Consider the following 26,326-nt stretch of genomic DNA (forward strand, 5'->3'; position numbering starts at 1 on the left):
TTTGCGGTAAACGACGTTTTTACCCAAGCGCCGCCCGAGTGCTTTGTTCCCCCTCGCCGTTCCACTATAATGGCAACCCATATCCTTCTAAAAAATAACACCATGCCAACCGACAACCGCCCGACTCTTGCCATCGACACCAGCACATCCTTTCTGTCCATCGCATTGGAACATCAAGGCGAAATCCGCCTGTTTCACAAAAACGTCGGCACCAAGCAATCCGAACAAATCCTGCCGCAAATCGAACTTCTCTTCAAAGAAGCAGGCATCACTGCCGCCGATTTGGGCTGCATCGTCTATGCACAAGGCCCCGGCGCATTTACCGGCCTGCGTATCGGCGCGGCGGTTGCACAAGGTTTGGCCACGCCGTTTGATACGCCCATGATCGGCATTCCCTGCCTCGATGCCGCCGCTTCACTGTTACCGCCGTCCAGCTGCATACTGGCGGCCACCGATGCGCGTATGGGCGAAGTGTTCTACGCATGGTTTGATACGCAAAACCACGTCCGCTTGAGCGATTACACGGTTGGCAAAGCCGCCGCCGTTACCGCACCCGAAGGCAAAACGCCTAGCGGCGGCATCGGCAATGCCTTTGCCCTCACCGACAAACCGCCGTTTGACGGTCAAGCCGATATGCCGACCGCCGCCGACTATCTTAAACTTGCCCGCAGCGGCCGTTATGCTGCCACCGATGCGGCGCACGCCGAGCTGCTCTACGTCCGCAACAAAATTGCCCTGACCGCACAAGAGCAAGCCCAACAAAAGGCCAAACCGTGAACCTGCGACCAGCCTTACTTGCCGACTGCCCCACCCTTTCCGCCATCGACGCACAAGGCAATCCTTCGTCATGGACGGTGCAGCAGTTTGAATCAGCCGTTCAACACCATCCCGACAGCGTTTGGCTCAGCCAAACCGACCACCAAATTACCGGCTTTATCGTGTGGCAAACCGTATTTGACGAATCTGAGCTACATTTGATTGCCGTCGCGCCCGAATACCGCCGCCAGGGCATTGCGTCCGCCCTGCTGCAACACTGGCAAAACGCAGTGCAACAGCAAGACGCAACCCGATTACTGCTCGAAGTCCGCGCAAGCAATGAAACCGCGCAACAGCTCTACCGCAAACACGGCTTCCAAACCTGCGGTCGCCGCAAAAACTACTACGCCCTGCCCGACGGTGGCAGCGAAGATGCCGTATTGATGGAGAAATCATGTTAAGCAGCCGCTATCTGCACCTGCACGAAGCCTTGGGCTTGGGCCCGATGTGGCTGAACCGAAACGCCAAAATCATCCATGCCGCGCCTCAAGCTGCAGCATCAGCCGCACCCGTCCGCCCCAAAGCCATTGCTGCCGATACCGCGCAAGCCGTGCGTACTTTATCCGCAGGTGCCCATCAGGCACGCACTGCCGCCATTGCCACAGCGCAAACGGCCAAACCTGCTGTCCGCGTTCCCGAAACAGCACCCAAAGCCATTGCCGAAACACCGGCAAAAACAGAAAAAGCCGCGCATTCAGACAATCTGCCCCGTCTTGACGTAACCATCAGGCCGTCTGAAATCATGGTGGTCAGCATTTGCCCGTCCACCGAAGACAGCCTGCACGGTACGCTGTTTAGCGGCGACGTCGGCACGCTTCTCGACAACATCCTCGCCGCCATCGGCCTCAAGCCCGAGCAGGCGCACAAAACCGCATGGGTCAAAACCGCGCCTGTGTTTACCGCCCTGCCCGATGCCGAACACATCCGTTCCGAGCTTGCCGAAATGCAAAACGAGCTGACCGCTTCACAAGCACGCGCAGTATTGTTTCTCGGCAAAATCTTCGACAGCCCCGACATGATCGGGTTGATGAACGAATTGTGCGCAGAGCGGCCGCATTTCGTCATTCCCCACCCCGCCCGCCTGCTGATGCAGCCGCAACTCAAAGCGCAGGCATGGCAAATCTTAAAGCTATTGAAACAGCTTTTAGCCAAGGCCGTCTGAACATTCTGTTCAACCTGAAATCAGGTTTTCCACCAACAAAAAAGGGCGTGTTCGACACGCCCTGACGTTTATCAATATTCCGCCGAATGCCAGAAAGGCTGACCCACCGTCGGCGTACTGGCGCGCGCTTTCTCACGCGCCTCCACAGGTTCCGCCTCATAAGCCAGACGACCCGACTCGACCGCAAGTGCAAAAGCGCGTGCCATATTGACCGGATCGCCGCTGCGAGAAACGGCGGTATTCAGCAACACGCCGTCAAAGCCCCATTCCATCACTTGCGCCGCCTGCGAAGGCAAACCCAAACCCGCGTCGATAATCAACGGCGTGTCGGGCAGGCGTTCGCGCAGGACTTTCAGCGCATAAGCATGAACCGCGCCCAGACCCGTGCCAATCGGCGCCGCCCACGGCATCAACGCCTGACAACCTGCGTCGAGCAGTCGGCGGCAGGCAATCAAATCCTCGGTGCAATAAGGCAGCACTTTGAAGCCGTCTTTAATCAGGATTTCCGCCGCTTCAACAAGTTGGAATACATCAGGCTGCAACGTGTCATCATCGCCGATAAGTTCGAGCTTGATCCAATCGGTATCAAACACTTCGCGCGCCATTTGCGCAGTGGTCACAGCTTCCTGCACGCTTTGACAGCCTGCGGTATTGGGCAACACAGGCACGCCCATTTCTTCCAACAACGACCAAAAACCCTGCCCGTGCGCTTCGCCGCCGCTGCCGGCACGACGCAACGAAACGGTAATCATCGCCGGTTGCGCAATTTGGACTGACTGCTTGAGGATTTCCGGCGTCGGATAAGCAGCCGTACCGAGCAGCAGCCGAGAAGGGAAAGTTTCTCCATATAGGGTAAACATGATGGATTCCTTTGTATTGTTTCTTAGATTTTAAGCATAAGGCAATCGGGCAACCCTGCCCGATATTCAAACAGGCAAAAGTCGGGCGCAAATACCCGGCCTGTTGATTGCAAACCGCTTATCCGCCGACTACGGGGCGCACGATGTCCACTTTATCGTTTTCGTTCAAAACCGTTTCTGCATACGCGCCTTTGGCAACAAAATGGGTATTGACGGCAACAGCAAACGGTTTTTGCGGCGCGGTTTGGGCGATGAGGTCAGCAACGGTTGTGCCGTTTAATGTGATGGTTTCATTATTCAATATAATCTTCATGATGTTTGCTCCTCTTGTCAGACTTCTTATTTTCAGACGGCCTTATTCATTCCACAAAGCCTGAAACGCTTTAACCACCGCTTCGGGATTTGCCGCTTCGGTCACGGCGCGGACGACGGCGAGTGAGGAAACGCCGGTTGCCAGCACATCTTCGGCGTTGTTCAAATCGATGCCGCCAATGGCAACGACGGGCGTGCCACGTGCCTGTCTGACGTATTCGCGCAGTTTATCCAAGCCTTGCGGGGCTGTGGGCATTTGTTTGGTCGTGGTCGGGAAAATCGCGCCGCTGGCCACATAGCTGGGGTGTACAGACAAGGCGCGGTCGAGTTCAGCAACGGAGTGCGTACTCAAACCCAAACGCAAACCGGCAGCTTCAATCGCGGCGAGGTCGGCGGTGTCCATGTCTTCCTGTCCGAGATGCACGCCGTATGCGCCTGCTTCTATCGCCTCGCGCCAGTGGTCGTTGATGAAAAGCTGCGTGCGGCCGCCCCGACAGGCGGCGACGCAACGTTCGATTTCACGTTTCAACTCGTCGCCATGCAAGGTTTTGCAACGCAGTTGCACCGTGTCAGCACCTGCTTTGACCATGCGCTCGACCCAATCGGCGGTGGGAACGACGGCGTAAAATTTTAGCGGGGATTTGAGTGGCGGGAAGGTCATGACGGCTCCGAAAGGAATAATTCGTTGTTATATTATCAGAAAAGGCCGTCTGAATAATATTTGTTTTCAGGCGGCCTGATTACAAAGAAGGGCATTGCCTGATTCGGCTTTGGCTTTATAAAAATATGAAAATATTGATGGTTTCATTAGAATGAGTGCTATATTGGCGCCCACATTCGGAGACCCAACACATGAAAAAATTTCTCTTGTTAGCCCCTATGATGCGCGCCCAAGCCCACCGCAACGCCTCTTCCAACGTTGGATTACAAGTGATAGCATTCAAGTAACCTATAAATAAAGGAGAAGTATCATGATCGGATTCGTAAAATGGTATAGCTATGAAAAAGATTTTGGCTTTATCTTTGGTGAAGATGGTCATGAATACTTTTTCCGTAAAACCACCGGTTCAGATATACAAGGAAAGATAGTGAATTTCGAACCATTTGAGCATAGTCGTGGGCTGCGAGCGCGAAAGGTTAGTGAGATACATAATCCTGATCCTGAACAGATCCAAAAAATGCAGACCTTATGGAAAGACTTTCAGAAAGTTGAAAAGCAATCCATGGCTAAAAAAGACAACTTGCTTTCTGCAGCCATAGTATCGCTGTGTTTAACTATATTCATGACAGCTGGTTTTTTCTACATCTTAGCCGGCTTTTTTGATATTGATAGGGAGACTAACATAGTTTTGCTGTTTGTCTTCCCTGCAATAACATTTTCCGTGCTAACAATCTTTCTCAATAAGATATTCAGGAATATGAAGCTAGAGGCTGACGCAGATGTTGTTTCTGATGATGATTGGTTAAACGATTTCTGGGAGGATAGGCGTCGGCGCAATCCTTCCTATTCACATAATCCGAGAAATATTTGGCATTTATCTGATTAAAATAGGCAGCTTGAGCTGCCTATTTTTCATCTAGTCTTCTTCTAAAACCCCCTCAATTGCTTCAAGGGTTTTATAAAACACAGTCTTTGTCTCATCTGACTGCAATTCTGTACCACCACTGAAACTTAACCGTACATTGCAGTCATCTAAAGTCCCAGATTCTTCAATTTCAATGACAATATGGGCAATGCTCATAATGTACCCTCTCTCTATTGGATTGTACCGATTACGCCCTAAACATCATCAAAAACTAAACGCCCTCATGGTGTAAAGCTTTAAAAAACAGCAAAGGCCGTCTGAAAATTAAAGTTTAAGACGGCCTTTTAAACGGTTTGAAAAAGGACGTGTCGAACACGTCCTTTTTTCCTATTACAACAGGAACATGGTTGCCAATCCCAAGAAAATCAGGAAACCGCCGGAGTCGGTGACCGCGGTAATCAGCACCGAGCTGCCCAATGCCGGGTCGCGTCCGGCTTTGTCCATCATGACGGGGATAAGGACGCCGACGGTCGCGGCAAGCAAAAGGTTCAAGGTCATCGCGGCCACCATGACCAAACCGATGCCGATGTTGCCATAGAGCAGCCATGAAATCACGCCCATGACCGTGCCCCAAATAATGCCGTTGACAAGGGCGACGCCGACTTCTTTTTTCAGCAGGCGGCCTGCCTGTGTGCTGGTCATTTGCCCCATCGCCATGGCGCGGACGATCATGGTGATGGTTTGGTTGCCGGAGTTGCCGCCGATACCGGCGACGATAGGCATTAGCGCGGCCAGTGCGACGATTTTCTCGATACTACCTTCAAATGCACCAATCACGCGGCTGGCGATAAAGGCGGTACACAGGTTGATGGCGAGCCACATCCAGCGGTTTTTCACCGAATCCCAAATCGGGGCGAACAGATCCTCTTCTTCTTGCAAACCGGCCATGTTCAACATGTCGGCTTCGGACTCTTCACGGATCACGTCCACCATTTCGTCAATGGTGATCCTGCCGATCAGCTTTTTGTTTTCATCGACAACCGGCGCAGTTACCAAGTCATAACGTTCAAATGCCTGCGCCGCTTCTTCCACGTCGTCTTCCGGACGGAAGCGCACGACTTCGGTGGCCATCACGTCTGCCACCATGTCTTCGGGGTCGGCGACCAAGAGTTTGCGGATAGGCAGCACGCCTTGCAACACGTCGTTTTCATCGACCACGAAAATCTTGTCGGTATGGTCGGGCAGGCTGTCGAAACGGCGCAAGTAGCGCAATACGACTTCACACGCCACATCGGCGCGGATACTGACCAATTCAAAGTCCATAATCGCGCCGACTTGGTTGTCTTCGTAAGACATCGCCGCTTTGACCTGCTCGCGTTCTTCTTCATCACGCGTTTGCAGCGCTTCGTACACCACTTGGTGCGGCAAGTCGTCTGCCAGTTCTGCCAATTCGTCTGCGTCCAAATCATCGACGGCGGCCAACAGCTCGTCTTTGTCCATGGACTCGATCAGCATTTCGCGCACGGAGTCGGATACTTCCAGCAAGACTTCGCCGTCGTCTTCAGGGGCGACCAAAAGCCAAACGATGTTACGCTCGCGCGGCGGCAGGGATTCCAAGACGGCGGCCACGTCGGCAGGGTGCAACTCGGCTAAGAGGACGGTCAGCTCGGTAAACTTGTCGCGCAGGCTTTCGTCTTCAATCGGCACACCGGCTTCGATTTGTTCAAAGGCCGGCTCGAGGACTTCGCATAAGGCATGGATGCGGTCGATATCGTCAGAGATGCGATCGTCAGAAATGCGGTCTTCTACCACATCATTGTCGGGGGTATTGTCGAGATTCGGAGGGGTTTGTTCGATGCTCATAAATGCTCCGCCCGCCGGACGCGGGAAGGCATTTCGGCGGGATGATTATTGTTGTTGTGTATCAGATGGGAAGTTCAAAGGCGAACTGGGAAGGTCCATAATTCAAGCCTACTGAGAGGCGAAGAGTTGCAAACAGTGCATATTCTACTCTTTTTTAGGCCGTTTTACCATTTTTAACGGGAAAGGCCGTCTGAAATCGGGTGATATCGATCCCCTTTTTCAGACGGCCTGATGATTTGATTTTATTTGTTCCGCCTGCCAAACGCTTCCCTGACCACGTCCAACCAAGCCCTTAAGGCCGGCGTCGGGCGTTGGTGTTTTTTCCATGCCATAGTGAGCTGCCAGCGAATTTCAGGTTCAACCAAAGGAATGGCGGCAAAGACATCGGGATTGATTTTTCGGGCATAGTATTCGGGCAACAAGGCAATGCCCATATTGTGCGCCACCATGTCGGCGACCAAATTCCATTGTCCGGTACGGCAGACAACATTGGGCGTAAAACCTTGATTGCGGCAGGCCGTCTGAATGGTTTCATTAAGGGAAAAACCTGCACCGAAAAGGATAAAGGGCTCGTATTGCAGGCTTTTAAGCGTCAGCGCATCGTGTCTCGCCCGATTTTTCGGCATCAAGACAACCAGCGGATAGTCGCACAAAGTGATGCTGTCGAAGTCTTCGTGAACCGGCGCGAGCAGTTGTCCGGCATCGAGTTCGTTGTTACGCAGGGATTGCTCGATGGCGAGCGAACCTTGTTCCAAAAACGACAATTCGATGTCCGGCCATTTTTGGTGGAAATCAAACAGCGCATGACTGAGCAAATCGCTGCCAAACAAGGCTAAACCCAAACGCAGCGTCCCGCTTTTGACATGGCGGTAATCGTCAATGCGGGCAAGTAATAAATCACGTTCGTGCAAAAGGTTTAAAGCGTGGCGATAGACTTCTTCGCCGATTGCGGTCGGCTGCACCTGCCGCTTTTTGCGTCCGTTTTCTTTGCACAAAAGCGGTACGCCCAATTCCTCTTCCAAAGCCTGAATGATTTTGCTAACCGTCGGTTGTGTAACGTTCAACGCGGAAGCAGTGGCCGAAAAACTTTGCAGGCGGATGAGTTCGGCAAAACAATGCAGATTTTTGAAATCCATTATTCCTCTAAGGCATGATTATTCATTTAATAATTCATATTATGCAGAAACCAGGTTTCTATAATCAAGCCTTTCATTCAACACACACCGGCATCATGGATTCCTTCACCAGATTTTTTCAGACGGCCTTGCAACTTGTCATCATCGGCGCGGTATGGGGCGTTTCCGAACTCATTGTCCGCTTCACGCATCTGCCTGTTTCTTCAGGCGTATTGGGTCTATTCCTCATGCTCGCCCTGTTAGGCTGCCGCATTATCCGCCCCGGCATGGTCGAACACGGCGCCAAATGGACATTGGGAGAACTCGTCTTTTTCTTCATTCCCATCATGGTTTCCGTCTTGCAATATCAAGACTTGCTGATGTCCGAAGGTTGGCAGCTGATTTTGACCATCGCCGTCGGCACCGCGCTTGTGATGATCAGCACCGCCCTCACCCTCGACTTCTGCTACCGCTGGAAACGCCGCCTCTACAAAAAACTCCACTCCTAAAAATAGAGAATAAAAATGGACTACACCGCCCTCGCCTGCTTCATCTGGACTTGTTTCGCCTACGTCGTTGCCAAAAAAATCCACCGCAAAAAACCCTTAATGATTTTCTCCCCCGTCGTTACCGTCTCCGTCAGTACCATCCTCCTGCTGCTGGCATTCGGCATCAGCTACGACACCTACCATCGATACACCCAAGGCATCGTCTTCCTGCTCACTCCGGTTACCGTTGCCTTTGCCGTTCCCATCTATGAAAACCGCGAAGTCATCCGCCGCCAACTGCCTATTTTGTCCATCGCCATTATGGTGGGCATGTTTGTCGGCGTAGTCAGCGCATTTCTCATGAGCCATATGTTCCACTTCAACAACGAAGTGACCAACAGTCTGATGGCGCGTTCCATCTCCACCCCATTTGCCGTCGTCCTTGCCAGTGAAATCCACGGCTCCGCCTCACTTGTTTCCCTGTTCACCATCATCACCGGCTTTGTCGGCATGATATTCGGCGATCTGTTTCTGGCCTTCACCCGCATCCGTTTCCATACCGCCAACGGCGTGGCATTCGGCAATGCCGCCCACGGCTTCGGCACATCGCGCGCCGGACAACGCCACGAAACCGAAGGCGTCATGGCCAGCCTGACCATGATTCTGGCCGGACTGTTTATGGTATTGTTTGGCCCGACCATGGTGCATTTGGTGATTTGGATGATGAGTTAACCTTTTCTCCATTCTTGCTGATACATAAAAAGGCCGTCTGAAAAATGACTTTCAGACGGCCTTTTCATTTGCTCAAACCTTATTCTTTAGGCAGGCGCAGGACGGAGACGATGAATCCGCCCCAAATGACGATCAATGCGACGAGCATCATAATAATAGCTGAAGTACTCATTATTCGTCTCCTTCACGTTCGTGTTCATGTTCGTCTTTGACATTGAAGTTCTGACCATGTTTCCATGGCAAGAACGACAGCAGGACAGACAATACCAAGAGAGCGCCCACCATGCCCCAACCGAAGATATTGAGGAAGCTGTCAGGATAGCCGCTGTAATTCTTTTGTAAGAGGCCGGCGGTATCTTGATAAAGCATATAGCCGAGCATGGCGACAGTTACCACCACGCTGGCAGTCCATACAATGCCGACACGGATGGAAGACAGTGCGTTCAAGTGATTGCGCAGTTCGGGCAGTTTGCGCAACAAAACAATCGCCAAAACGTAAAGAAAACCGGAAGCCACAATGCCGTAGGTATTGATGAATTTGTCCAATACGTCCAACACAGGCAGGCCGGTGGTCGTACCGAACAGCAAGGTGGAAATAATCGCCATTGGCACGCCTGCAATCAGCGTCGCGCTGACACGGCCGAGGTTCATTTTGTCTTGAATCGCGGCCACAATCACTTCAACGATGGAAATCATGGAAGTGACACCGGCAAACACCAGCGAGCCGAAGAACAACACGCCGATCAACGCGCCCATCGGCGCTTGGTTGATGATGGTTGGGAACGCAATAAACGCCAAACCGATACCGCTGGATGCCACTTCGCTGACTTCTTTGCCTGCAGCTTGAGCCATAAAGCCCAATGCGGCAAATACGCCGATACCGGCGAGCAACTCAAAGCTGCTGTTGGCAAAGCCGACAACCAAGCCTGTACCGCCCAAGTCGGTTTTTTTCTTCAGGTAAGAAGAGTAAGTAATCATGATGCCGAAGCAGATGGAGAGCGAGAAAAAGATCTGGCCATATGCGGCTACCCAGACTTTCGGATCGGACAATCGGCTCCAGTCAGGCGTAAACAAAGCGTCCAAACCTTTTGCCGCGCCCGGCAGAGTCAGCGCAATGCCCACCATGATGACGAACATCACCACCAACAAAGGCATGAAGAATGTGGACGCACCGGCCACACCTTTTTGCACGCCCAAAGCCATAATCGCCAGCGTAAACACCCAGACGGCAATCAGCGGGCCGGCAACTTTACCGACAAAATCCAAGCCCAAGTCTTTGGCATCAGCCATTTGCAGGAAGTCTTTGAAGAAGAATGCCTGCGGATCCGTACCCCATGCCGAAGTCAAAGAATAATAAGCATAGCTTGCCGCCCAACCGACAATCACGGCGTAGTAGATACAGATGATGACGTTGGTCAGGAAGTTCCACCAACCCATCGGCTCAAACAAACGGCCGAGGCGGCGGAAGGCCAAAGGTGGCGAACCGCGGTAACGGTGGCCGATGGCGTAGTCGAGCAGCAACAGCGGAATACCTGCCGTCAGCAGCGCAACCAAGTAAGGGAGGACGAAAGCACCGCCGCCGTTGTCGAAAGCGATGTAAGGGAATCGCCAAATGTTGCCTAAACCCACGGCCGAGCCGATGGCAGCAAACATAAAGGCGCGGCGACTGCTAAACGTCGCGCGTTCGCTGGATTGAGAATTTGACACGATGAACCTCTTAAAAATCGAGTGTCGCCAAGGCCGTTCAGCCTTGCGCGTATATATTTAGGAATCAGGCCGGGCAAGCCGGGCGGTTAAAGTAGATATTCGGACAAGGATAATATCCGGTATAGAGAATGCACCGCTTATGACCATGCAAACATAATCTGACCTTATCGTAAAAAAATTTAACACTGTTGGCAAGTCAGTATTGAATTTAAATCACAAGCAAAATCTTCATACACTACGACTAAAACCTTCATACACTTATTTATATAACACCCGAACACAGCCCAATCCCCCCGTTTTTCCCTCTCTTGCTCCGACCATTTCCCCTTTGCTAAAAACCGCCTTCCCCTTATCCGGCAAGGAAAATCGGGAATCCAAGTCATTTAAATTCCATGTTATCAAAAATGTTCAGACGGCCTTTTACTTTTGCTCGATTAAACCTAGGCCGTCTGAAAATTACACTGTTGTATATTGTAATCAAAAGCCACACTCACATTCTGTTTAATATAAACAAAAACAATCCGCCTTTTCCCGTTTTCTTCATTGCTATGATTTAAAACGAGCATAAAACACTAAAAATATGGTTAATAAAAAATAAAATTTCAAGAAATATTAAATAACATTAAATTTAAACCTGTATTTCTACTCTAATCATCTACAATCAAAAATAATCAAACCTAAAAATTTCAATAAAACATTAATTACACAGCACTACATTTTTGCTATAATTGCCACCATTCACTCCACAACCCAAACCCAAAAGAAGAGGAAAAGCCATGGGTATCAAAGTTGCCATCAACGGCTACGGCCGTATCGGCCGCCAAGTAGTGCGCGCTATTTTTGACTACAAACTGCAAGACCAACTCGACATCGTTGCCATCAATGCCAGCGGCAGCATCGAAACCAATGCTCACCTGACCAAATTTGACACTGTTCACGGCCGCTTCAACTCTGAAGTTTCCCACGATGAGAAACACCTCATCATTGACGGTAAAAAAATCCCTTACTTCTCTACCCGCAACCCAGCCGAATTGCCATGGGGCGAATTGGGCGTTGACTTGGTAATGGAATGTACCGGCGCGTTCACCAGCAAAGAGAAAGCCAAAATCCACTTGGAAAGCGGCGCGAAAAAAGTGCTGATTTCCGCTCCCGGCGGCGATGACGTTGACGCAACCATTGTTTACGGCGTAAACGACGACGTGATTACCGACGACATGACCGTTATCTCCAACGCGTCTTGTACCACCAACTGCCTGGCGCCTGTTGCCAAAGTATTGAACGAAAACATCGGCATCGTAAACGGCGTGATGACCACCATCCACGCGCTGACCAACGACCAAACCGTAACCGACGTACGCCACAAAGACCTGCGCCGTGCGCGTAGCGGCGTGGAAAACATGATTCCGACCAAAACCGGTGCTGCAAAAGCCGTCGGTTTGGTATTGCCAGACCTGAAAGGCAAACTCGACGGCCTCGCCATCCGCGTACCGACCGTCAACGTTTCCCTGGTTGACCTGAGCTTCCAAGCAGGCCGCGACACTTCTGCCGAAGAAATCAACGCACTGATGAAAGCCGCTTCCGAAGAAGGCCGTCTGAAAGGCGTATTGGCCTACAATACCCTGCCGTTAGTTTCCATGGACTTCAACCACACTACCCAAGCCAGCACATTTGACTCTACGCTGACCAAAGTAACCGCAGGCAAAATGGTTAAAGTGTTCGCATGGTACGACAACGAGTGGGGCTTCAGCTGCCAAATGCTGAACACCGCGCGCCGTATGTTCGGTTTGGAAGTACGTCCGTTCTAATCGGCTTCCAACACAAAGGCCGTCTGAAACATCTTTTCAGACGGCCTTTTGTATTTCCTTTAAAATATCGCATTCCCATTTATTTTCAGACGGCCTCTTCATGTTTTCCAACGAATCCGCCCCCAACCTCCTGCAAGGCTTAAACCCCGAACAACTCTCTGCCGTAACCTGGCCGCCGCAATCCGCCCTCGTTTTGGCAGGCGCAGGCAGCGGCAAAACGCGCGTGCTGACCACACGCATCGCCTGGCTGTTGCAAAGCGGACAAGCCAGCGTACACAGCATTATGGCGGTAACGTTCACCAACAAAGCCGCCAAAGAAATGCAGACCCGTTTGGGCGCAATGATTCCCGTCAACGTCCGCGCCATGTGGCTCGGCACATTCCACGGCCTCTGCCACCGCTTTTTGCGCCTGCACCACCGCGACGCAGGCCTGCCCTCTTCCTTCCAAATCCTCGACAGCGGCGACCAGCTTTCCCTGATCAAACGCCTGCTCAAAAGCCTCAACATCGCCGAAGAAATCATCGCGCCCCGTTCGCTGCAAGGCTTTATCAACGCGCAAAAAGAATCCGGCTTGCGCGCTTCCGTATTGAGTGCGCCCGATCCGCACACACGCCGCATGATTGAGTGCTACGCCGAATACGACAAAATCTGCCAACGCGAAGGCGTGGTCGATTTTGCCGAGCTTATGCTCCGCAGCTACGAAATGCTGCAAAACAACGAAATCCTGCGCCAACACTACCAAAACCGCTTCAACCACATTCTGGTTGACGAGTTCCAAGACACCAACAAGCTGCAATACGCCTGGCTGAAACTGATTGCCGGCAACCACGCCGCCGTCTTTGCCGTCGGCGACGACGACCAAAGCATCTACCGTTTCCGCGGCGCAAACGTCGGCAACATGACCGCGCTAATGGAAGAATTCCACATCGACACGCCCGTCAAACTCGAACAAAACTACCGCTCCGTCGGCAACATCCTCGCCGCCGCTAACGCCGTCATCGAAAACAACGACGAACGCCTCGGTAAAAACCTGCGCACCGACGCCGAAGCAGGCGACAAAATCCGCTACTACTCCGCCTTTACCGACCTCGAAGAAGCCCAATTCATCGTGGACGAAACCAAAGCCCTCGAACGCGAAGGCTGGGATTTGGACGAAATCGCCGTCCTCTACCGCAGCAACGCCCAATCGCGCGTCATCGAACAAAGCCTGTTCCGCAGCGGCATCCCCTACAAAATCTACGGCGGCCTGCGCTTTTACGAACGCCAAGAAATCAAACACGCCCTCGCCTATCTGCGCCTCGCCGTCAATCCCGACGACGACAACGCCCTCTTGCGCGTCATCAACTTCCCACCGCGCGGCATCGGCGCACGTACCATCGAAAACCTTCAGACGGCCTCAAACGAACAAGGCATCACCCTCTGGCAGGCAGCCTGCAATGCCGGCGCAAAAGCCACCAAAATTGCCGCCTTCGTCCGCCTAATTGAAGCCCTGCGCAACCAAGTCGGACAAATGCCCCTGTCCGAAATCATCGTCGGCATCCTCAAAGACAGCGGTCTGACCGAACACTACAAAACCCAAAAAGGCGACAACCAAGACCGCCTCGACAACTTAGACGAACTCGTCAACGCCGCCATCGAGTTCAAACCCGAAGACAGCAACTTTGAAACCCTGCCTGAAAACATTTCAGACGACCCCGCCTTCCCCATCCTCGCTTTCTTGAGCAACGCCGCCCTCGAATCCGGCGAAAACCAAGCAGGCGCAGGCGAAAAAGCCGTCCAACTCATGACCGTCCACGCCTCCAAAGGCTTGGAATTTAACGCCGTCTTCCTCACCGGCATGGAAGAAGGCCGCTTCCCCAGCGAAATGAGCCTTGCCGAACGCGGCGGCCTCGAAGAAGAACGCCGCCTCATGTACGTCGCCATCACCCGCGCCCGCAAACGCCTCTACATCACCATGGCGCAACAACGCATGCTGCACGGACAAACCCAATTCGGCATCGTCTCCCGCTTCGTCGAAGAAATCCCGCCCGAAGTATTGCACTACCTGTCGGTCAAAAAACCGGCCTACGACAGCTACGGCAACACGCGCCAAACCGCCACGTTCAAAGACAAAATCATTGAAGACTTCAAACAGCCGCAAACCTACGCAGGCTTCCGCATCGGCCAAAACGTCCGCCACGCCAAATTCGGCACCGGCGTCATCATCGATGCCGTGGACAAAGGCGAATCCGCCCGACTGACCATCAACTTCGGCAAACAGGGTGTAAAAGAGCTGGATACCAAGTTTGCGAAATTGGAAGAGATGTAGAAATTAGAATGCTTGGAATGATAAAGGCCGTCTGAACATTTTTCAGACGACCTTTTAACATCTACCTATTAAGCCGAAAAAGCCTTATATGCCATTGAAACGATAATCAGCAAAACCGTTACGACCAAAACCTTACGAATAACTTCCCCGTTTGAATTGATAGCATGGAGGCTGCCAAAATGGTTACCCAACAAATTTGCCAAAATCATCGGGATTCCGATTAGGAACGCCATTTTCCCTGCTATCAAGAAAGCAACAAATGCCCCGATATTAGAAGCAAAATTGAAAATCTTGGAAGTAGCCGAAGCCTGCAACAACGACAATTTGTTAATGACAAACAAAGCAATGATGAAAATACTGCCCGTGCCCGGTCCGAAAAAACCATCATAAAAACCAACAATCAGACAAGTTAAAAATACGGCGATAACGGATTTTTTTATCTCGCCACGCTCGTCTTCTTTTTTCAGCAAAACGCCTTTGAACAAAGTTGCCAGCAAGCCTATGGGCAAAAACGCAAGAATAATGTAATTGATGGTTTCCACCGGAAGAATCAAAATGACTTTTGCACCGACAAATGCCCCAATTAAAGCCGCAACAATACCAACCGGCACAATATGCCATACGATCGAACTGCTCTTCATAAAGTTTTTAATCGCAGCCACCGTACCGATGGTACTCACCAATTTTTCCTGTGCCAACGCGACCTGCGGCGGTAAACCTACCATCAAAAATGCGGGAATCAAAATCAGCCCAGCTCCGCCCGCAATAGCATCAACGTAACCCGCAATTAAAGACGCGGCAACCAGCAAGAAAAGGCCGAGATAAAAATAATCGGCAATAATGCTGCCGGGAATAAATAATTGTTCCATGGATTGTTTCCTCTTGATTAAATTTAAATTTTTGTATGCATTTGGTGTTTGCACGAAACATCTGAGAAATAGTTATCCCAAACACCCTAAACTCAATGTGTCGGGTAACGTACTTCAGACTCCACACCCTCCTCGCAATCTTAAATACATATAATAATAACTAAAGAAATTTTTAATATGTGATTAATATTGTCGATTTTGTCAACAATATTAATTTATGTAAAAATATACTATGAGTTAGTTAATTTAATCAAGAAAATTCTTATTTAAGAAAATCGTTTGAAGCATGCTAAGATAAGGCAGATTGCAGATCATATACTCTATACAACTTTTAAAAAAGATAAGGCCGTCTGAAAATTAAATAGGTTTTCAGACGGCCTAAAATTTTTATTGTCTCACGTTCCAAATCATGTATATGTAAAACTTACAGTCCCATGGTTTAGATTCTCAACCGATATTCTGGGGACAATCAGGCAAATAAAAGTCGTTAACTGCTCAATACATCGCCCTTCTTCGTCAAAACATATTGATAAACTTCTTCTACCGTAGCCTCGTCATAGCTTTTGCCAAAGCGTTTTTTGTAGCCCAGTTCGTATAGTTTCACATGATGCCCTTCCGGGATTTCAACGCCCACATTTTCCAAACACGATTTAGCGCAATGCAGATGACAGCCGTCAATAACCAACATCGGCCGTCCGGACTGCGCTTTGCGTACCAACGGCGCGACTTTGCCGCCTACGCCGGAAATGCACGACATTTCAAATTCTCCGGCATGGTCAAGCGCCACGGCTGTGTTGTTGGCCAGCTGCGCCACATCGGAACATCCGGAACAAGAATAAATTAAGGGAAGTTCATTGCGGTTAGGCATTTTCTATTTCCTTCGGTAGCGGTTTTTATCTTTATATTGCCATCCATAGTCAATCTGTCGGGCGCATCATGCGTGGTATGCAGACCCGTTTTCTTTTTTCAGACGGCCTACGGCTTATCCATTTATATATTAAAAGGCATCATAACTCAATACGATTAGACATTCTAGAACAAAGCAGATGGCACCTTCTAAAAAATAAAGGCCGTCTGAAAACAGATAACGCTGCTTTTTCAGACGGCCTTTTTATTTGAAGTTAATGATTAGGCTTTAGGTTCGCCATCATTCTCTGCTTTGGGCGGAACGGGGGCAAACCAGCCGACCAGAAGCAGCAACAGGCCGACGATGATGAAGGAGACGATGCGCGCGATACCGCCGCTGTTGGAAAGCTCGATCAGGAAGAGTTTGACAACCACGATGCCCATCAGCGTCGCGCCTGTCATCCAGTAGGAGCGCTGTTTGCGGCGGTTGCCGAGTACCATCAAGATGATGGCGGTTACCGCCCAAACAACGGAGAGGCTGGCTTGCAGGCCGAAGGATTGGAGCATGATGTCAAGACGCCAAGTGATGCCGTCGTAGAAATGCCATACGCGCATCACGCCTGCGCTGATCAGCATAAATGCCAAGGCGGAAACTGTGGTTGCCGTGGTACGGCGAAGGTCGGGCGGTAAGGCTTCGGGCAGAGATTTCAGGGCAAACCAAAGCATGCCGGCGCTGGCAAGTTCCAATGGGTTAAGCCCGGGAATATACGGCAACGGCGAAGGTTGGAACGGCGTGGAGAAGTTGGTCCACAGCATCCAACAGGCAGCGACAAGGGCGCACAACGGCATAGCAAAATGCTGATAAATGGCTTGATGCCGTCTGAAAAATTCGCGCTGGCGCTGCGTATGGAGAACAATCCACATCGCCAAAGGCACGACAAGCCATGAGAGCTGCGACCAAACGCCGGAGAGAAGGCCGCCGACATACAGCGCGGTCCAAAGCGTCCAAAGTACGCCAAGTATCGTGATATTGAGTTTGTGCAACCAAATCAGATCAGGGCGAGGATAGTTGTTCAAAATAATGAAGTTCAACACGGTGGCGGCCACAAGCGGCAAGGCTGCGGCGGCTGTCCATGCGTGTTCGGTATGATAGAAGACGAAATGCAGGGCAAACACGGGCAGGAATGCCAAGTTTGCCTGCAACAGCTCTTCCCATTTCAAACGTTTGGCAAACAGCAGTAAGCCGGCAAATATCGGCCACATCCACAACTCGATAAACAGGGTTTCCTCGCCTGTCCATTGCATATAAAGGGCGTAGCTGCCTGTTGCCAACGCAGTAAGCAGGATGATCCAGCCTGAAACCTGCGCAAAATAAACCTCGTTTCCTTCCGGCTTTTCGCTTGCAACCGGCACGCGCGGATATTGCAGCGCGTAGGCAGCCGTAAACAGCAAAGGCGTAGCGGCAATAAGGTACAGATGGGTCAGAAAGCCTTTGGATTCATAAATAATGTTGCTTTGCAATAACAGAGCAAACAATACATTGCCCAAGACAAAAGTGATAAACACATTCGGCTCGTGTTTGCGCCGGCAGAATGCCCACGCCGCCGCCAAAGCGGAAAGCGCAACAATGCTGCCGCGGTCGGCCAAGAAGAGCAAAGGCAAAATAGAGATGTACAGCAAGGCGGCAGACAACACGGCCGTCTGAACGGATTTTTCCCATTGCGCCGAACCTTCGCGACGCGAGAAATACCACAGCAAGTAAATCGCTGCTCCGCCAAGCAACACCACAACCGTTGTAAACCACTGCCCTTCCAGAACGGTATCCGTGCCGAATCCCTGATAATTGCCCAGCTGAATCAGCGTCGCCAAGAGATAAACCATCAGCGCACCCAAACGGATATGCGGACGCTGTTGGCGCAGACCGAAGAAATAAACCAATGCGGATTCAGCACTCCACAAAATGACTGTATTGCTCGGTTCAAAATAAAGCGGAACGGCAATCGTGAGGAACAACACCGCCAATGCAAAAAACGCCTGACGCAAAATATACAAACCCTGCTGACGTTTCAGCAGCGCGGCCAGTCCGTACACAGTGGCAAAACCCAATGCGGAAAGCGCATCCGCAGACGGCCAATGCTCCACCATGCGGTATTGCAGGCCGAACGCCGCCGCCATCGTGCCAAACAATAAAGTATGGTCGAGGACATGCACACGCAGGCCATGTGTATAAATGCTGTTGCCCATCTCCTCCAAAGTCGCATTGTCGGCAATCGGCGTAACACTGTCTTCGCTGTTTTCCGTTAGCTTACGGCGTGCGAACAGATACGCGATAAAGGTATAGAGCAGCCAGTGGTAAATCAGGAAAGGCTCGGTAGTGGCGAAATGTTGCGGCGTATAACTTCGCATGCCCCACAGCGCGGCAATGGCAAAAGTAGCGGCAAAGCCCGTCAGGTTCAGCGGACGCCATGCCTTAAACCACGCAATCGCGGCCACACCGCCATTGAGCAGGGCAAGATAAGAAAACAGCACCAAATAATTGCCGCTGCCGTCTGAAGTCAACAAAGGCGCGGCCATACCGCCGATTAAAGCAACCTGCGCCATAATCTGCGCATTCTGCCTTACCGCCAGCCACGCCATCAGCACAACCATCGCCACCATCAACCCGAACACGACCGACACAGGCAACAGCGGATGCAGTTTCAACGCCGCCAACGCCGTCAAATACATCACCGCCACGCCGAAACCCTGCAACACCAAGCCATATTCACGCTTACGGCTTTGCAGCTTCCAACCGCCGACTACCGCCGCCAAGCCCGCGCCAGCCACCGTCAGATAACGCAGCTCCACCGGCACATGAACCCGCTCGGAGGCATAGCGCAACAAAAACGCCAAGCCGAGGAACAGCACCACAATACCGGTTTTCAACAGCGGATTGCCGCGCAAGAACCAAGCAACAACCGGATTGTCGGAAAACTTGTACTCTCCGCCTTCCGCCTGTTCTTTATGGATAACGAATTGACGCGATGGCGCTTCTTCGCTTTCAGACGGCATCGAAGCAACAACAGCCTCTTCCTTAGGCAGCTCTTCTTGTTCAGCAGCAACCGGAGCAACCGCCTCGATAACTTCCGATTCCACAACAGGCTCAGGCGAAGCAGAAGCCTTGGCAGAAACAGGATCAATAGGTATAGAAAAAGAAGGAGCAAACGCCTCTTCAATCTTCTGCTTAACAGGCGCAGCTTCCGCCTCAGGCTCAACCCGAACATGAAGCGGCTCAGAGGCCGTCTGAATATCGGCAACAGGCCGAGCCTCAAGCCCCTGCCCTACCTTCGCCTCATCACGGACAGCTTCATGCTCCAACACCGACAAACGCTGTTTCAGCAGCTCGATTTCCTGCTCCAGCTTTTGCATTCTATCGCCTGCCGTAGCAGATTCAGCCAGACGCTCTTCTTGGCGTTGTTTGGCGATTGACCAAGCAACCAGCCAAAACAACGACCCAATAATCACGCCGGTGAACATCTCATCAGCAAAATAGCCGATAATAATAGGAATAAGCAGGCCGAAAAACTGCATAAAACACCTGTTTGATAACAATAAGAATATGCCGATTGTAACACCGGCAACATTATTTATGAAAAAAAGAGATAAAAGGCTGATAATAAAAGCATACGGCAAATAGAATATAGAGAATCGGCATAAAAAGGCCGTCTGAAAATGTTTAGAGATTTTCAGACGGCCTAATAATATTGTCAGGTTAATTGAGCAACTATTTATTGAAACTTAAGACTCCTCACGAGGATACCCGTTACTATAAGCCTTCTCAAACCATTCCTGAGCCAGCGTGTCATCCTGTTGAAAACCTTGGCCGAGTTTATACTTAGTGCCCAAACAAAACTGAGCCGATGCAATTCCCTGCTCTGCTGCTTTACGATACCAATAAATCGCCAACACATCATTTTGCGTCACGCCTACCCCATCATTGTACATCTGAGCCAATTGAAACTGAGCATCGGCATGTCCTTGTTCCGCCGATTTACGAAACAAAGACAGTGCCTGCTTATAATCAATACCAAAAGAAGGATCCCATTGATCTACACTTCCACCGTATCGATACTGAAAACCTAATTTGTATTGAGCCTCTATATCTCCTTCATTTGCCATATGCTCATACATCGTCAACAGATGCCACTGAGCATCACCATATGGCCCACCTTTAATAAACCATTCTTCTGCCTGTTTATAGTCTTGCGCAACACCCGTTCCATTCTCATACATCTGCCCCAATCGGCACATAGCAGGACCATATCCCTGATTACCAGCCAAACGATACCAATACAATGCCTGCTCATAATCTGACAGTTGGAAATACAGCTCACCCAAATAGAATTTAGCTTGGACAATACCCTCCTCTGCCTTCACATGCAGCCACTGTTTCAACTGCTCATAATCCTGATTGGTCAAAAAACTAGAATACTCCTTTATCAAAAGGTATTGCGCATCAAGATGCCCCTGCTCTGCCGCTTTCATATACCAATGCACTGCCTTTCGATAATCTTTAGGCTCTTTATTACAACATAACCCAGCTAATTCATATTGAGCCTGGACATTTCCTTCTTCTGCCAACTGAGTAATAGCTTGAATAGGATCAGGAGTATCGACAGGAGCATATTCCTTAGCCGTACTTCGCCTCATAAGCCTGAAAAGAAAAATCGCGATAGCTATTAAAAAACAAGCGAGTAACAATTTCATCTTATATTCCCAGTCTTATTCATTTTTTTATTTTAACTATTTTTTAATTACACCCATTGAAATAGCGGCTGCCATTAAATCAAATTCTTAAAATCTAGTAATGCTGAATATAGCGTCGTCTGAAAACCTTTAAAGGCTTTCAGACGACCTTGGATATGTTTTAGGTTTAAAGTGCCGCGTGCTATCCAAGTAGTTAGTCAGTGGATTCAGGCTGCAGCTTACTAGTTAGACTGCTCAACAAACCCCATTATGCTTTGTAAATCATCGGCTTGAAAGACAAGACATTTTTTATCCACTTCCTCTGCTTTAATATCCATTGGCGTATATGTTTTTGTACCATCCTCTTTTTCTTGCAGTTCTATTTTTGAAGGAGGACATAAAATTTTCAGATTATTCGCATTTATCCATAATTTTCCATAAAGGAATACATCATTTTCGTTACGATCCAAAGTCAGTTTTGAATAATCATTGGTAAATTTTTCTTCCTTTATTTTTAAATTAGAAAGCTTCAACCCTGTACGCTCAAAATAAGGTTTATTGACTTTAAACCATGAATAATCCTTTTGGACAAAGCCTATTATTCGGAATATATTTTCTAATCTTAACCCAACAGACGAACCAGAAAGTTGTAGTATTGAAGATGAAATCAATGCCACTACCACTAATAAAATCGGCATGATTAATATGGTAGCAACAGTAGCTTTTGAGTCTCCTCTTCTGATTCCTTTCCTTTTGTATCCATATCTAACTAACAAGACCACACCTGTCCAACATATGGCAGTAATAAATGCCCCAAAAACAGTAGAGATACTCCAAAATCCTATCCACGAAAAAAATAAAGATATTATAATTAATACTGTGGTTATAAATTTGTCAAACACATTAGATTTATTATTTTGTGTGAAAATAACGGCATAAGGTAAGAGAAGTAGCGTTACCCCAAAGAAGAAAACGACTGCAGCAAAAAATAAGATCCCATTAATTCCACTATCCGCTAAGATAGCTGTAAAAAATATAGATGAGTTTATTCTGAAAAGATATATAAGTAAGAATAGAAAACCTAACACCGATAGTATAGGAAGACTTGCTAAAAATATTGTGGCATAAAAATAAATCTTCTCCAAATTGGTTTTATCATTTAACAATTCTTCAGATTTAGATATTTCATTTAAATTTCTTACCAAACAGTCTAGCTCGTCCCGTAAGAATTTTAAGCTGACATTACTTTGAATATCCGATATCTTTTTCTTAATTTCTTTATAGGTTGAACTGATTTTAATGGATTCTAATAATTCTTCATCTATAAAAACGAAATTTTGTTGAATACTATAAATTTCTTTTTCAACTAGATATGAAAAATATTCTTTTTTACCAAGTCTATTAGCTAACTTGCATATAATCAAAATTTTATTTAAATTTTGATTTAAATGTTTTTTACATTGATAAATGTCATATTTTAACCCCTTATTATAGGTGTTCCTTTGAATATCTGAAATACCTTTCTTTAAATTATCTATTTTAATAGCAATAATTCTACTATCCAAATTAATTCTATCATCTTTAAGTTTTTTAATATCAGATTGAATTGATTTGATTGCTTCATAAAACTTGATGTATGTATCAATATTTTTCAATGCATCATTCATCTCAATGCGCCTCTTCCCAATTCATCCCCACGCCAACCTCAGCCACCAGCGGCACGTTCAACATCCCTTCGTCCACTTTTGCCATAATCTGCGGCAGTTTTTCTTTGACTAAATCCAGTTCGGTTTTGGGGACTTCCAACACCAGTTCGTCATGCACCTGCATAATCAGTTTGGTTTTCAGGCCATCGGAATACAACCAACGGGACACGTCTATCATGGCGCGTTTGATGAGGTCGGAGGCGGTGCCTTGCATGGGGGCGTTGATGGCGGCGCGTTCGGCTCCGGCGCGGGCGTTGGCGTTTTTGTTGCGGATGTCGGGCAGGTAGAGGCGGCGGCCGAACAGGGTTTCGACGAAGCCTTGGGCGGCGGCTTGTTCTTTGGTGCGCTGCATGTATTCGGCAACGCCGGGGTAGCGGGCGAAGTAGCGGTCGATGAAGGTTTTGGCGGACAGGTTGTCTATGCCCAGCGATTTGGCGAGGCCGTATTGGCCCATGCCGTAAATGAGGCCGAAGTTGATGGTTTTGGCGTAGCGGCGTTGTTCGGGCGAGACGTTTTCGGGGGCGATGCCGAATACTTCGGCGGCGGTGCGGCGGTGTACGTCTTCGCCGTTTTGGAACGCGGCGATGAGGGTTTTGTCACCGGAAAGGTGTGCCATGATGCGCAGCTCGATTTGGGAGTAGTCGGCGGAAACGATGACGCTGCCTTGCGGTGCGGTGAAGGCGCGGCGTACGCGGCGGCCTTCGGCGGTGCGGATGGGGATGTTTTGCAGGTTGGGGTTGTTGCTGGCGAGGCGGCCGGTGATGGCGACGGCTTGGGCGTAGGTGGTATGCACGCGGCCGTCTTTGGGGGAAATCATTTCGGGCAGTTTGTCGGTGTAGGTGGATTTGAGTTTCGCCAGGCTGCGGTTTTGCAGGATGATTTTGGGCAGGGGGTAGTCGGGCGCGAGCTGTTCGAGCACGGCTTCGTTGGTGGAAATGCCACCTTTGGCGGTTTTTTTCAGTCCTTTTGTTGGAATGCCCATTTTGTCGAACAGGATTTCTTGAAGCTGTTTGGGCGAGTTGAGGTTGAACGGTTGGCCTGCGGCGGCGTAGGCTTCTTGTTCGAGCTTCATCAGCTCTGCGCCGAGTTCTGCGCTTTGGCGGGCGAGTTCGGCGCGGTCGATTTGTACGCCGTTGCTTTCCATTTCAAACAATACCTGCGCGACGGGCAGCTCCATTTTTTCATACATTTCAAGCTGTTTGGCGTCCATTTGAGCACGCAAGTGCGCTTCGAGACGCAGGGCGAAATCGGCGTCTTGGGCGGCGTACTCGGTCGCCTGCCCGATGGCGACATCGGCAAAACTGATTTGCTTCGCGCCTTTGCCGCACAACGATTCGTAAGTAATGGTTTCCAAGCCGAGCCAGCGTTCGGACAATTCGTCCAAGCCGTGTCCGAGATGGCTCTCGATGATGTAGGAAGCGAGCATGGAATCGCCGGCAATGCCGTTCAGGGCGATGTCGTAGTTGGCGAAAACGTGTTGGTCGTATTTGAGGTTTTGCCCGATTTTTTTCAGGGCGGGGTTTTCCAAATGCGGTTTCAGACGGCCTAATACATCTTGCAAATCAAGCTGTTCGGGCGCGGCGGTCAGGCTGTGTCCTACGGGGATGTAAACCGCCTCGCCTGCTTGGAACGCAATGCTGATGCCGACCAGCGAGGCGTTCATCGCGTCTAGGGACGTGGTTTCCGTATCGATGCCGATGGTGTCCGCCTGCGACAGTTTGTCCAACAAGACGGCAAACTGCGCTTCGGTGGTAACGGCTTGATAATCCAGCTTTTCGGGGGCAACGGCTTTTTCAGGTAGCCTTTCAGACGACGTTTCCATATCCAACGCCGCCTGTTCGCCTATCGTATCGCTGCCGAACAAATCGCCGTCAGCCGCTTCGTGCATACGGCTTTCTGCCTCTTTCAGCCAAGTGCGGAAGCCCCAGCGTTTGAAATCGACAACCAGCTGCGCCCATTTAGGCGTAGTGCGGCGCAGGCTTTCAAGGCCGTCTGAAAGCTCGGTGTGCAAATCCACATCGGTTTTAATCGTTACCAAATCATACGACAGCGGTAGTTGTCCCAAAGCGGCTTGCAGGTTTTCGCCCACCTTGCCTTTGATTTCCGCAGCGTGTTCCATCACACCAGCCAGCGAGCCATAGGCCTCCAACCACTTCACCGCCGTTTTCGGGCCGCATTTCTCCACACCCGGCACGTTGTCCACCTTGTCGCCCATCAGTGCAAGATAATCGCGGATTTGGTCGGGACGTACGCCGAATTTTTCCTTCACGCCTTCAATATCCAGCGTTTCGCCACTCATCGTGTTCACCAGCGTCACGCGCTCGTTCACCAACTGCGCCATGTCCTTATCGCCGGTGGACACCACCACGTTCCACCCTGCTTCGCTAGCCATCTTAGCCAAAGTGCCGATAACGTCGTCCGCTTCGACTTGCGGAATGACCAGCACCGGCCAGCCCATCAGCCGCACCAAATCCGGCAAGGCTTCCGCCTGTGGGCGCAAATCGTCCGGCATCGGCGGGCGCGTCGCCTTATAGTCGGGAAACATCTCGTGGCGAAAATTTTTGCCCTTCGCATCAAACACCACCGCGCAATAGTCGTGCACATAATCCGCACGCAGCCGGCGCAGCATGTTCAACACGCCATACATCGCCCCCGTCGGCGCACCGTCGGGCGCGGACAAATTCTGCCCCATGGCATGATAGGCGCGGTAAAGATAAGAAGAGCCGTCAACGAGAAGGAGTGTGGGTTTGTTGGACATGGAGAACCTGCTGTGTATATGAAATAATGTACGGATTATAAAGGAAAAGGCCGTCTGAAAACCGAAAATCAAGTTTCAGACGACCTGATGTTTACATAAATATACGGTTTCAGGTATTGCGCCTAAGAATCCCATCTTGTATATTTGTATTCAAATGAATACAAACCAAAGCAAACGAATATGAATGCAACGAACCGTATCCCAATTAGTGTGCGCATCACTCAGGAAGATGCTGATTTTATTGCCGAACTCAAAATCGAAGGTGCGAATACGCCGTCTGAAAAAATCCGCGAATTGCTCAAGCTGGCGCGCTTGGCGCATACGCAGACACGCGATTACGGCTCCGCGCTGACGGCGCAGGAGCAATTTTTCCAAGCAGCAAAACACGAAATCTTGCACGCAGAAAAGCAGGCCGGAGTGCATTCACATATCGTGGCACGCTTGTTTGAACAGCTTCCCGACTTGGGCGCAACACTCGCCGCCGACCTGCCCGAAGAAGCCGACCTCGATGATTTGAAAAAATACGAGCGCGAACTGATGTGGCGCATCGTCCGCCTCACGGACAGCATCTTGCAACTCGCCGTAACCGGCAAAGGCGCTGCATACGACGATACGGTATTGCAACAGCTTGAAAACACTTTGAAACTGGCAAAGATTGTGCAGCAGGCAAATGAAGTTTAAGGCTGCCACCATACCAAATGAAACAAACACATTTTAGTGAAAGGAAA

23 protein-coding genes are annotated in these 26,326 nt (G+C 50.0%); 9 read left to right on the top strand and 14 right to left on the bottom strand.

Translation table 11 applies throughout. From position 1 onward, the window contains the following. Positions 1-102: 102 nt before the first annotated feature. The 3 genes from tsaB to HMPREF2700_RS09970 are packed head-to-tail and all read left to right on the top strand — an operon-like array spanning position 103 to position 1,978. Entirely contained in the window at positions 103-777 is a 675-nt protein-coding gene (gene tsaB / locus HMPREF2700_RS09960; protein WP_070591845.1) for a tRNA (adenosine(37)-N6)-threonylcarbamoyltransferase complex dimerization subunit type 1 TsaB, read from the top strand. Next, positions 774-1,217 (top strand): ribosomal protein S18-alanine N-acetyltransferase, encoded by a 444-nt coding sequence (gene rimI, locus HMPREF2700_RS09965; protein ID WP_070591848.1) that lies wholly within the window; start codon positions 774-776, stop codon positions 1,215-1,217. Before tsaB ends, rimI begins: the two co-directional genes overlap by 4 nt. Further along, positions 1,211-1,978, top strand: coding sequence for a uracil-DNA glycosylase family protein (locus tag HMPREF2700_RS09970; protein WP_070591850.1), 768 nt, complete (start codon positions 1,211-1,213; stop codon positions 1,976-1,978). Before rimI ends, HMPREF2700_RS09970 begins: the two co-directional genes overlap by 7 nt. Before the next feature lie 71 nt (positions 1,979-2,049). Here HMPREF2700_RS09970 and HMPREF2700_RS09975 read toward each other — a convergent pair whose 3' ends face one another. The 3 genes from HMPREF2700_RS09975 to thiE all read right to left on the bottom strand — a co-directional run bounded on the left by HMPREF2700_RS09975 (position 2,050) and on the right by thiE (position 3,811). Continuing rightward, on the bottom strand, positions 2,050-2,838 hold the full coding sequence (locus HMPREF2700_RS09975; RefSeq protein WP_049332237.1) for a thiazole synthase: 789 nt from the start codon (positions 2,836-2,838) through the stop codon (positions 2,050-2,052). 118 nt (positions 2,839-2,956) lie between these two features. Further along, positions 2,957-3,151 carry a sulfur carrier protein ThiS gene (gene thiS / locus HMPREF2700_RS09980; RefSeq protein WP_070591852.1) on the bottom strand — a complete coding sequence of 65 codons (195 nt, stop codon included), beginning with the start codon at positions 3,149-3,151 and terminating at the stop codon, positions 2,957-2,959. 42 nt (positions 3,152-3,193) lie between these two features. Beyond that, positions 3,194-3,811 (bottom strand): thiamine phosphate synthase, encoded by a 618-nt coding sequence (thiE, locus tag HMPREF2700_RS09985; RefSeq protein ID WP_070591853.1) that lies wholly within the window; start codon positions 3,809-3,811, stop codon positions 3,194-3,196. Between the two features lie 310 nt (positions 3,812-4,121). Here thiE and HMPREF2700_RS09990 point away from each other — a divergent pair, with 310 nt between their 5' ends. Then, the gene (locus HMPREF2700_RS09990) at positions 4,122-4,697 is read left to right on the top strand and encodes a cold shock domain-containing protein (RefSeq protein ID WP_070591856.1); all 576 of its coding nucleotides are present in this window, start codon (positions 4,122-4,124) and stop codon (positions 4,695-4,697) included. Between the two features lie 30 nt (positions 4,698-4,727). Here HMPREF2700_RS09990 and HMPREF2700_RS11845 read toward each other — a convergent pair whose 3' ends face one another. From HMPREF2700_RS11845 to HMPREF2700_RS10000, 3 genes are all read right to left on the bottom strand, one after another. Beyond that, positions 4,728-4,892: a hypothetical protein gene (locus HMPREF2700_RS11845; RefSeq protein WP_168162743.1), complete on the bottom strand. Its 165-nt coding sequence runs from the start codon at positions 4,890-4,892 to the stop codon at positions 4,728-4,730. 174 nt (positions 4,893-5,066) lie between these two features. Then, positions 5,067-6,539 carry a magnesium transporter gene (gene mgtE, locus HMPREF2700_RS09995; protein WP_070591858.1) on the bottom strand — a complete coding sequence of 491 codons (1,473 nt, stop codon included), beginning with the start codon at positions 6,537-6,539 and terminating at the stop codon, positions 5,067-5,069. Positions 6,540-6,781: 242 nt separating this feature from the next. Then, complete coding sequence (locus HMPREF2700_RS10000; RefSeq protein WP_070591860.1) at positions 6,782-7,675, bottom strand: LysR family transcriptional regulator; 894 nt, start codon at positions 7,673-7,675, stop codon at positions 6,782-6,784. Between the two features lie 14 nt (positions 7,676-7,689). On the opposite strand from HMPREF2700_RS10000, the gene HMPREF2700_RS10005 reads away from it, so the two are divergent. Together HMPREF2700_RS10005 and HMPREF2700_RS10010 are read left to right on the top strand one after the other, a co-directional pair. Continuing rightward, a complete protein-coding gene (locus HMPREF2700_RS10005; protein ID WP_070591862.1) occupies positions 7,690-8,163 on the top strand; it encodes a CidA/LrgA family protein in 474 nt (157 codons plus the stop codon). 15 nt (positions 8,164-8,178) lie between these two features. Continuing rightward, complete coding sequence (locus HMPREF2700_RS10010) at positions 8,179-8,874, top strand: LrgB family protein (RefSeq protein ID WP_070591864.1); 696 nt, start codon at positions 8,179-8,181, stop codon at positions 8,872-8,874. A 79-nt stretch (positions 8,875-8,953) separates the two neighbouring features. Here the strand turns inward: HMPREF2700_RS10010 and HMPREF2700_RS11540 are convergent, their stop codons facing one another. Both HMPREF2700_RS11540 and HMPREF2700_RS10015 read right to left on the bottom strand, forming a co-directional pair. Continuing rightward, on the bottom strand, positions 8,954-9,046 hold the full coding sequence (locus HMPREF2700_RS11540) for a methionine/alanine import family NSS transporter small subunit (RefSeq protein WP_036472778.1): 93 nt from the start codon (positions 9,044-9,046) through the stop codon (positions 8,954-8,956). Beyond that, positions 9,046-10,581, bottom strand: coding sequence for a sodium-dependent transporter (locus tag HMPREF2700_RS10015; protein WP_083303988.1), 1,536 nt, complete (start codon positions 10,579-10,581; stop codon positions 9,046-9,048). The genes HMPREF2700_RS11540 and HMPREF2700_RS10015 overlap by 1 nt, the downstream gene beginning before the upstream one ends. Positions 10,582-11,357: 776 nt before the next feature. On the opposite strand from HMPREF2700_RS10015, the gene gap reads away from it, so the two are divergent. Both gap and uvrD read left to right on the top strand, forming a co-directional pair. Beyond that, positions 11,358-12,386: a type I glyceraldehyde-3-phosphate dehydrogenase gene (gap, locus tag HMPREF2700_RS10020; RefSeq protein WP_003682614.1), complete on the top strand. Its 1,029-nt coding sequence runs from the start codon at positions 11,358-11,360 to the stop codon at positions 12,384-12,386. Positions 12,387-12,486: 100 nt separating this feature from the next. After that, positions 12,487-14,694: a DNA helicase II gene (gene uvrD / locus HMPREF2700_RS10025; RefSeq protein ID WP_070591869.1), complete on the top strand. Its 2,208-nt coding sequence runs from the start codon at positions 12,487-12,489 to the stop codon at positions 14,692-14,694. A gap of 68 nt (positions 14,695-14,762) precedes the next feature. Here uvrD and HMPREF2700_RS10030 read toward each other — a convergent pair whose 3' ends face one another. The 6 genes from HMPREF2700_RS10030 to polA form a co-directional block, all read right to left on the bottom strand. Next, entirely contained in the window at positions 14,763-15,563 is an 801-nt protein-coding gene (locus HMPREF2700_RS10030; protein WP_003748132.1) for a sulfite exporter TauE/SafE family protein, read from the bottom strand. Between the two features lie 487 nt (positions 15,564-16,050). Next, positions 16,051-16,431, bottom strand: a complete 381-nt coding sequence (locus HMPREF2700_RS10035) for a putative zinc-binding protein (protein WP_003748129.1) — start codon at positions 16,429-16,431, stop codon at positions 16,051-16,053. A 260-nt stretch (positions 16,432-16,691) separates the two neighbouring features. Next, positions 16,692-19,979 carry a DUF2339 domain-containing protein gene (locus tag HMPREF2700_RS10040; RefSeq protein WP_141745853.1) on the bottom strand — a complete coding sequence of 1,096 codons (3,288 nt, stop codon included), beginning with the start codon at positions 19,977-19,979 and terminating at the stop codon, positions 16,692-16,694. A 207-nt stretch (positions 19,980-20,186) separates the two neighbouring features. Continuing rightward, positions 20,187-21,155 (bottom strand): SEL1-like repeat protein, encoded by a 969-nt coding sequence (locus HMPREF2700_RS10045; RefSeq protein ID WP_070591872.1) that lies wholly within the window; start codon positions 21,153-21,155, stop codon positions 20,187-20,189. 221 nt (positions 21,156-21,376) lie between these two features. Beyond that, complete coding sequence (locus HMPREF2700_RS10050) at positions 21,377-22,801, bottom strand: MFS transporter (RefSeq protein ID WP_070591874.1); 1,425 nt, start codon at positions 22,799-22,801, stop codon at positions 21,377-21,379. 1 nt (position 22,802) lies between these two features. Next, positions 22,803-25,598 carry a DNA polymerase I gene (gene polA, locus HMPREF2700_RS10055; RefSeq protein WP_070591876.1) on the bottom strand — a complete coding sequence of 932 codons (2,796 nt, stop codon included), beginning with the start codon at positions 25,596-25,598 and terminating at the stop codon, positions 22,803-22,805. A 180-nt stretch (positions 25,599-25,778) separates the two neighbouring features. Between polA and HMPREF2700_RS10060 the strand changes: the two genes are divergently transcribed. Continuing rightward, on the top strand, positions 25,779-26,279 hold the full coding sequence (locus HMPREF2700_RS10060; RefSeq protein ID WP_063076785.1) for a hypothetical protein: 501 nt from the start codon (positions 25,779-25,781) through the stop codon (positions 26,277-26,279). Positions 26,280-26,326: the final 47 nt, after the last annotated feature.

Source organism: Neisseria sp. HMSC068C04 (assembly GCF_001810105.1).
In the GTDB taxonomy this organism is placed as follows: Bacteria; Pseudomonadota; Gammaproteobacteria; order Burkholderiales; family Neisseriaceae; genus Neisseria; species Neisseria flavescens_B.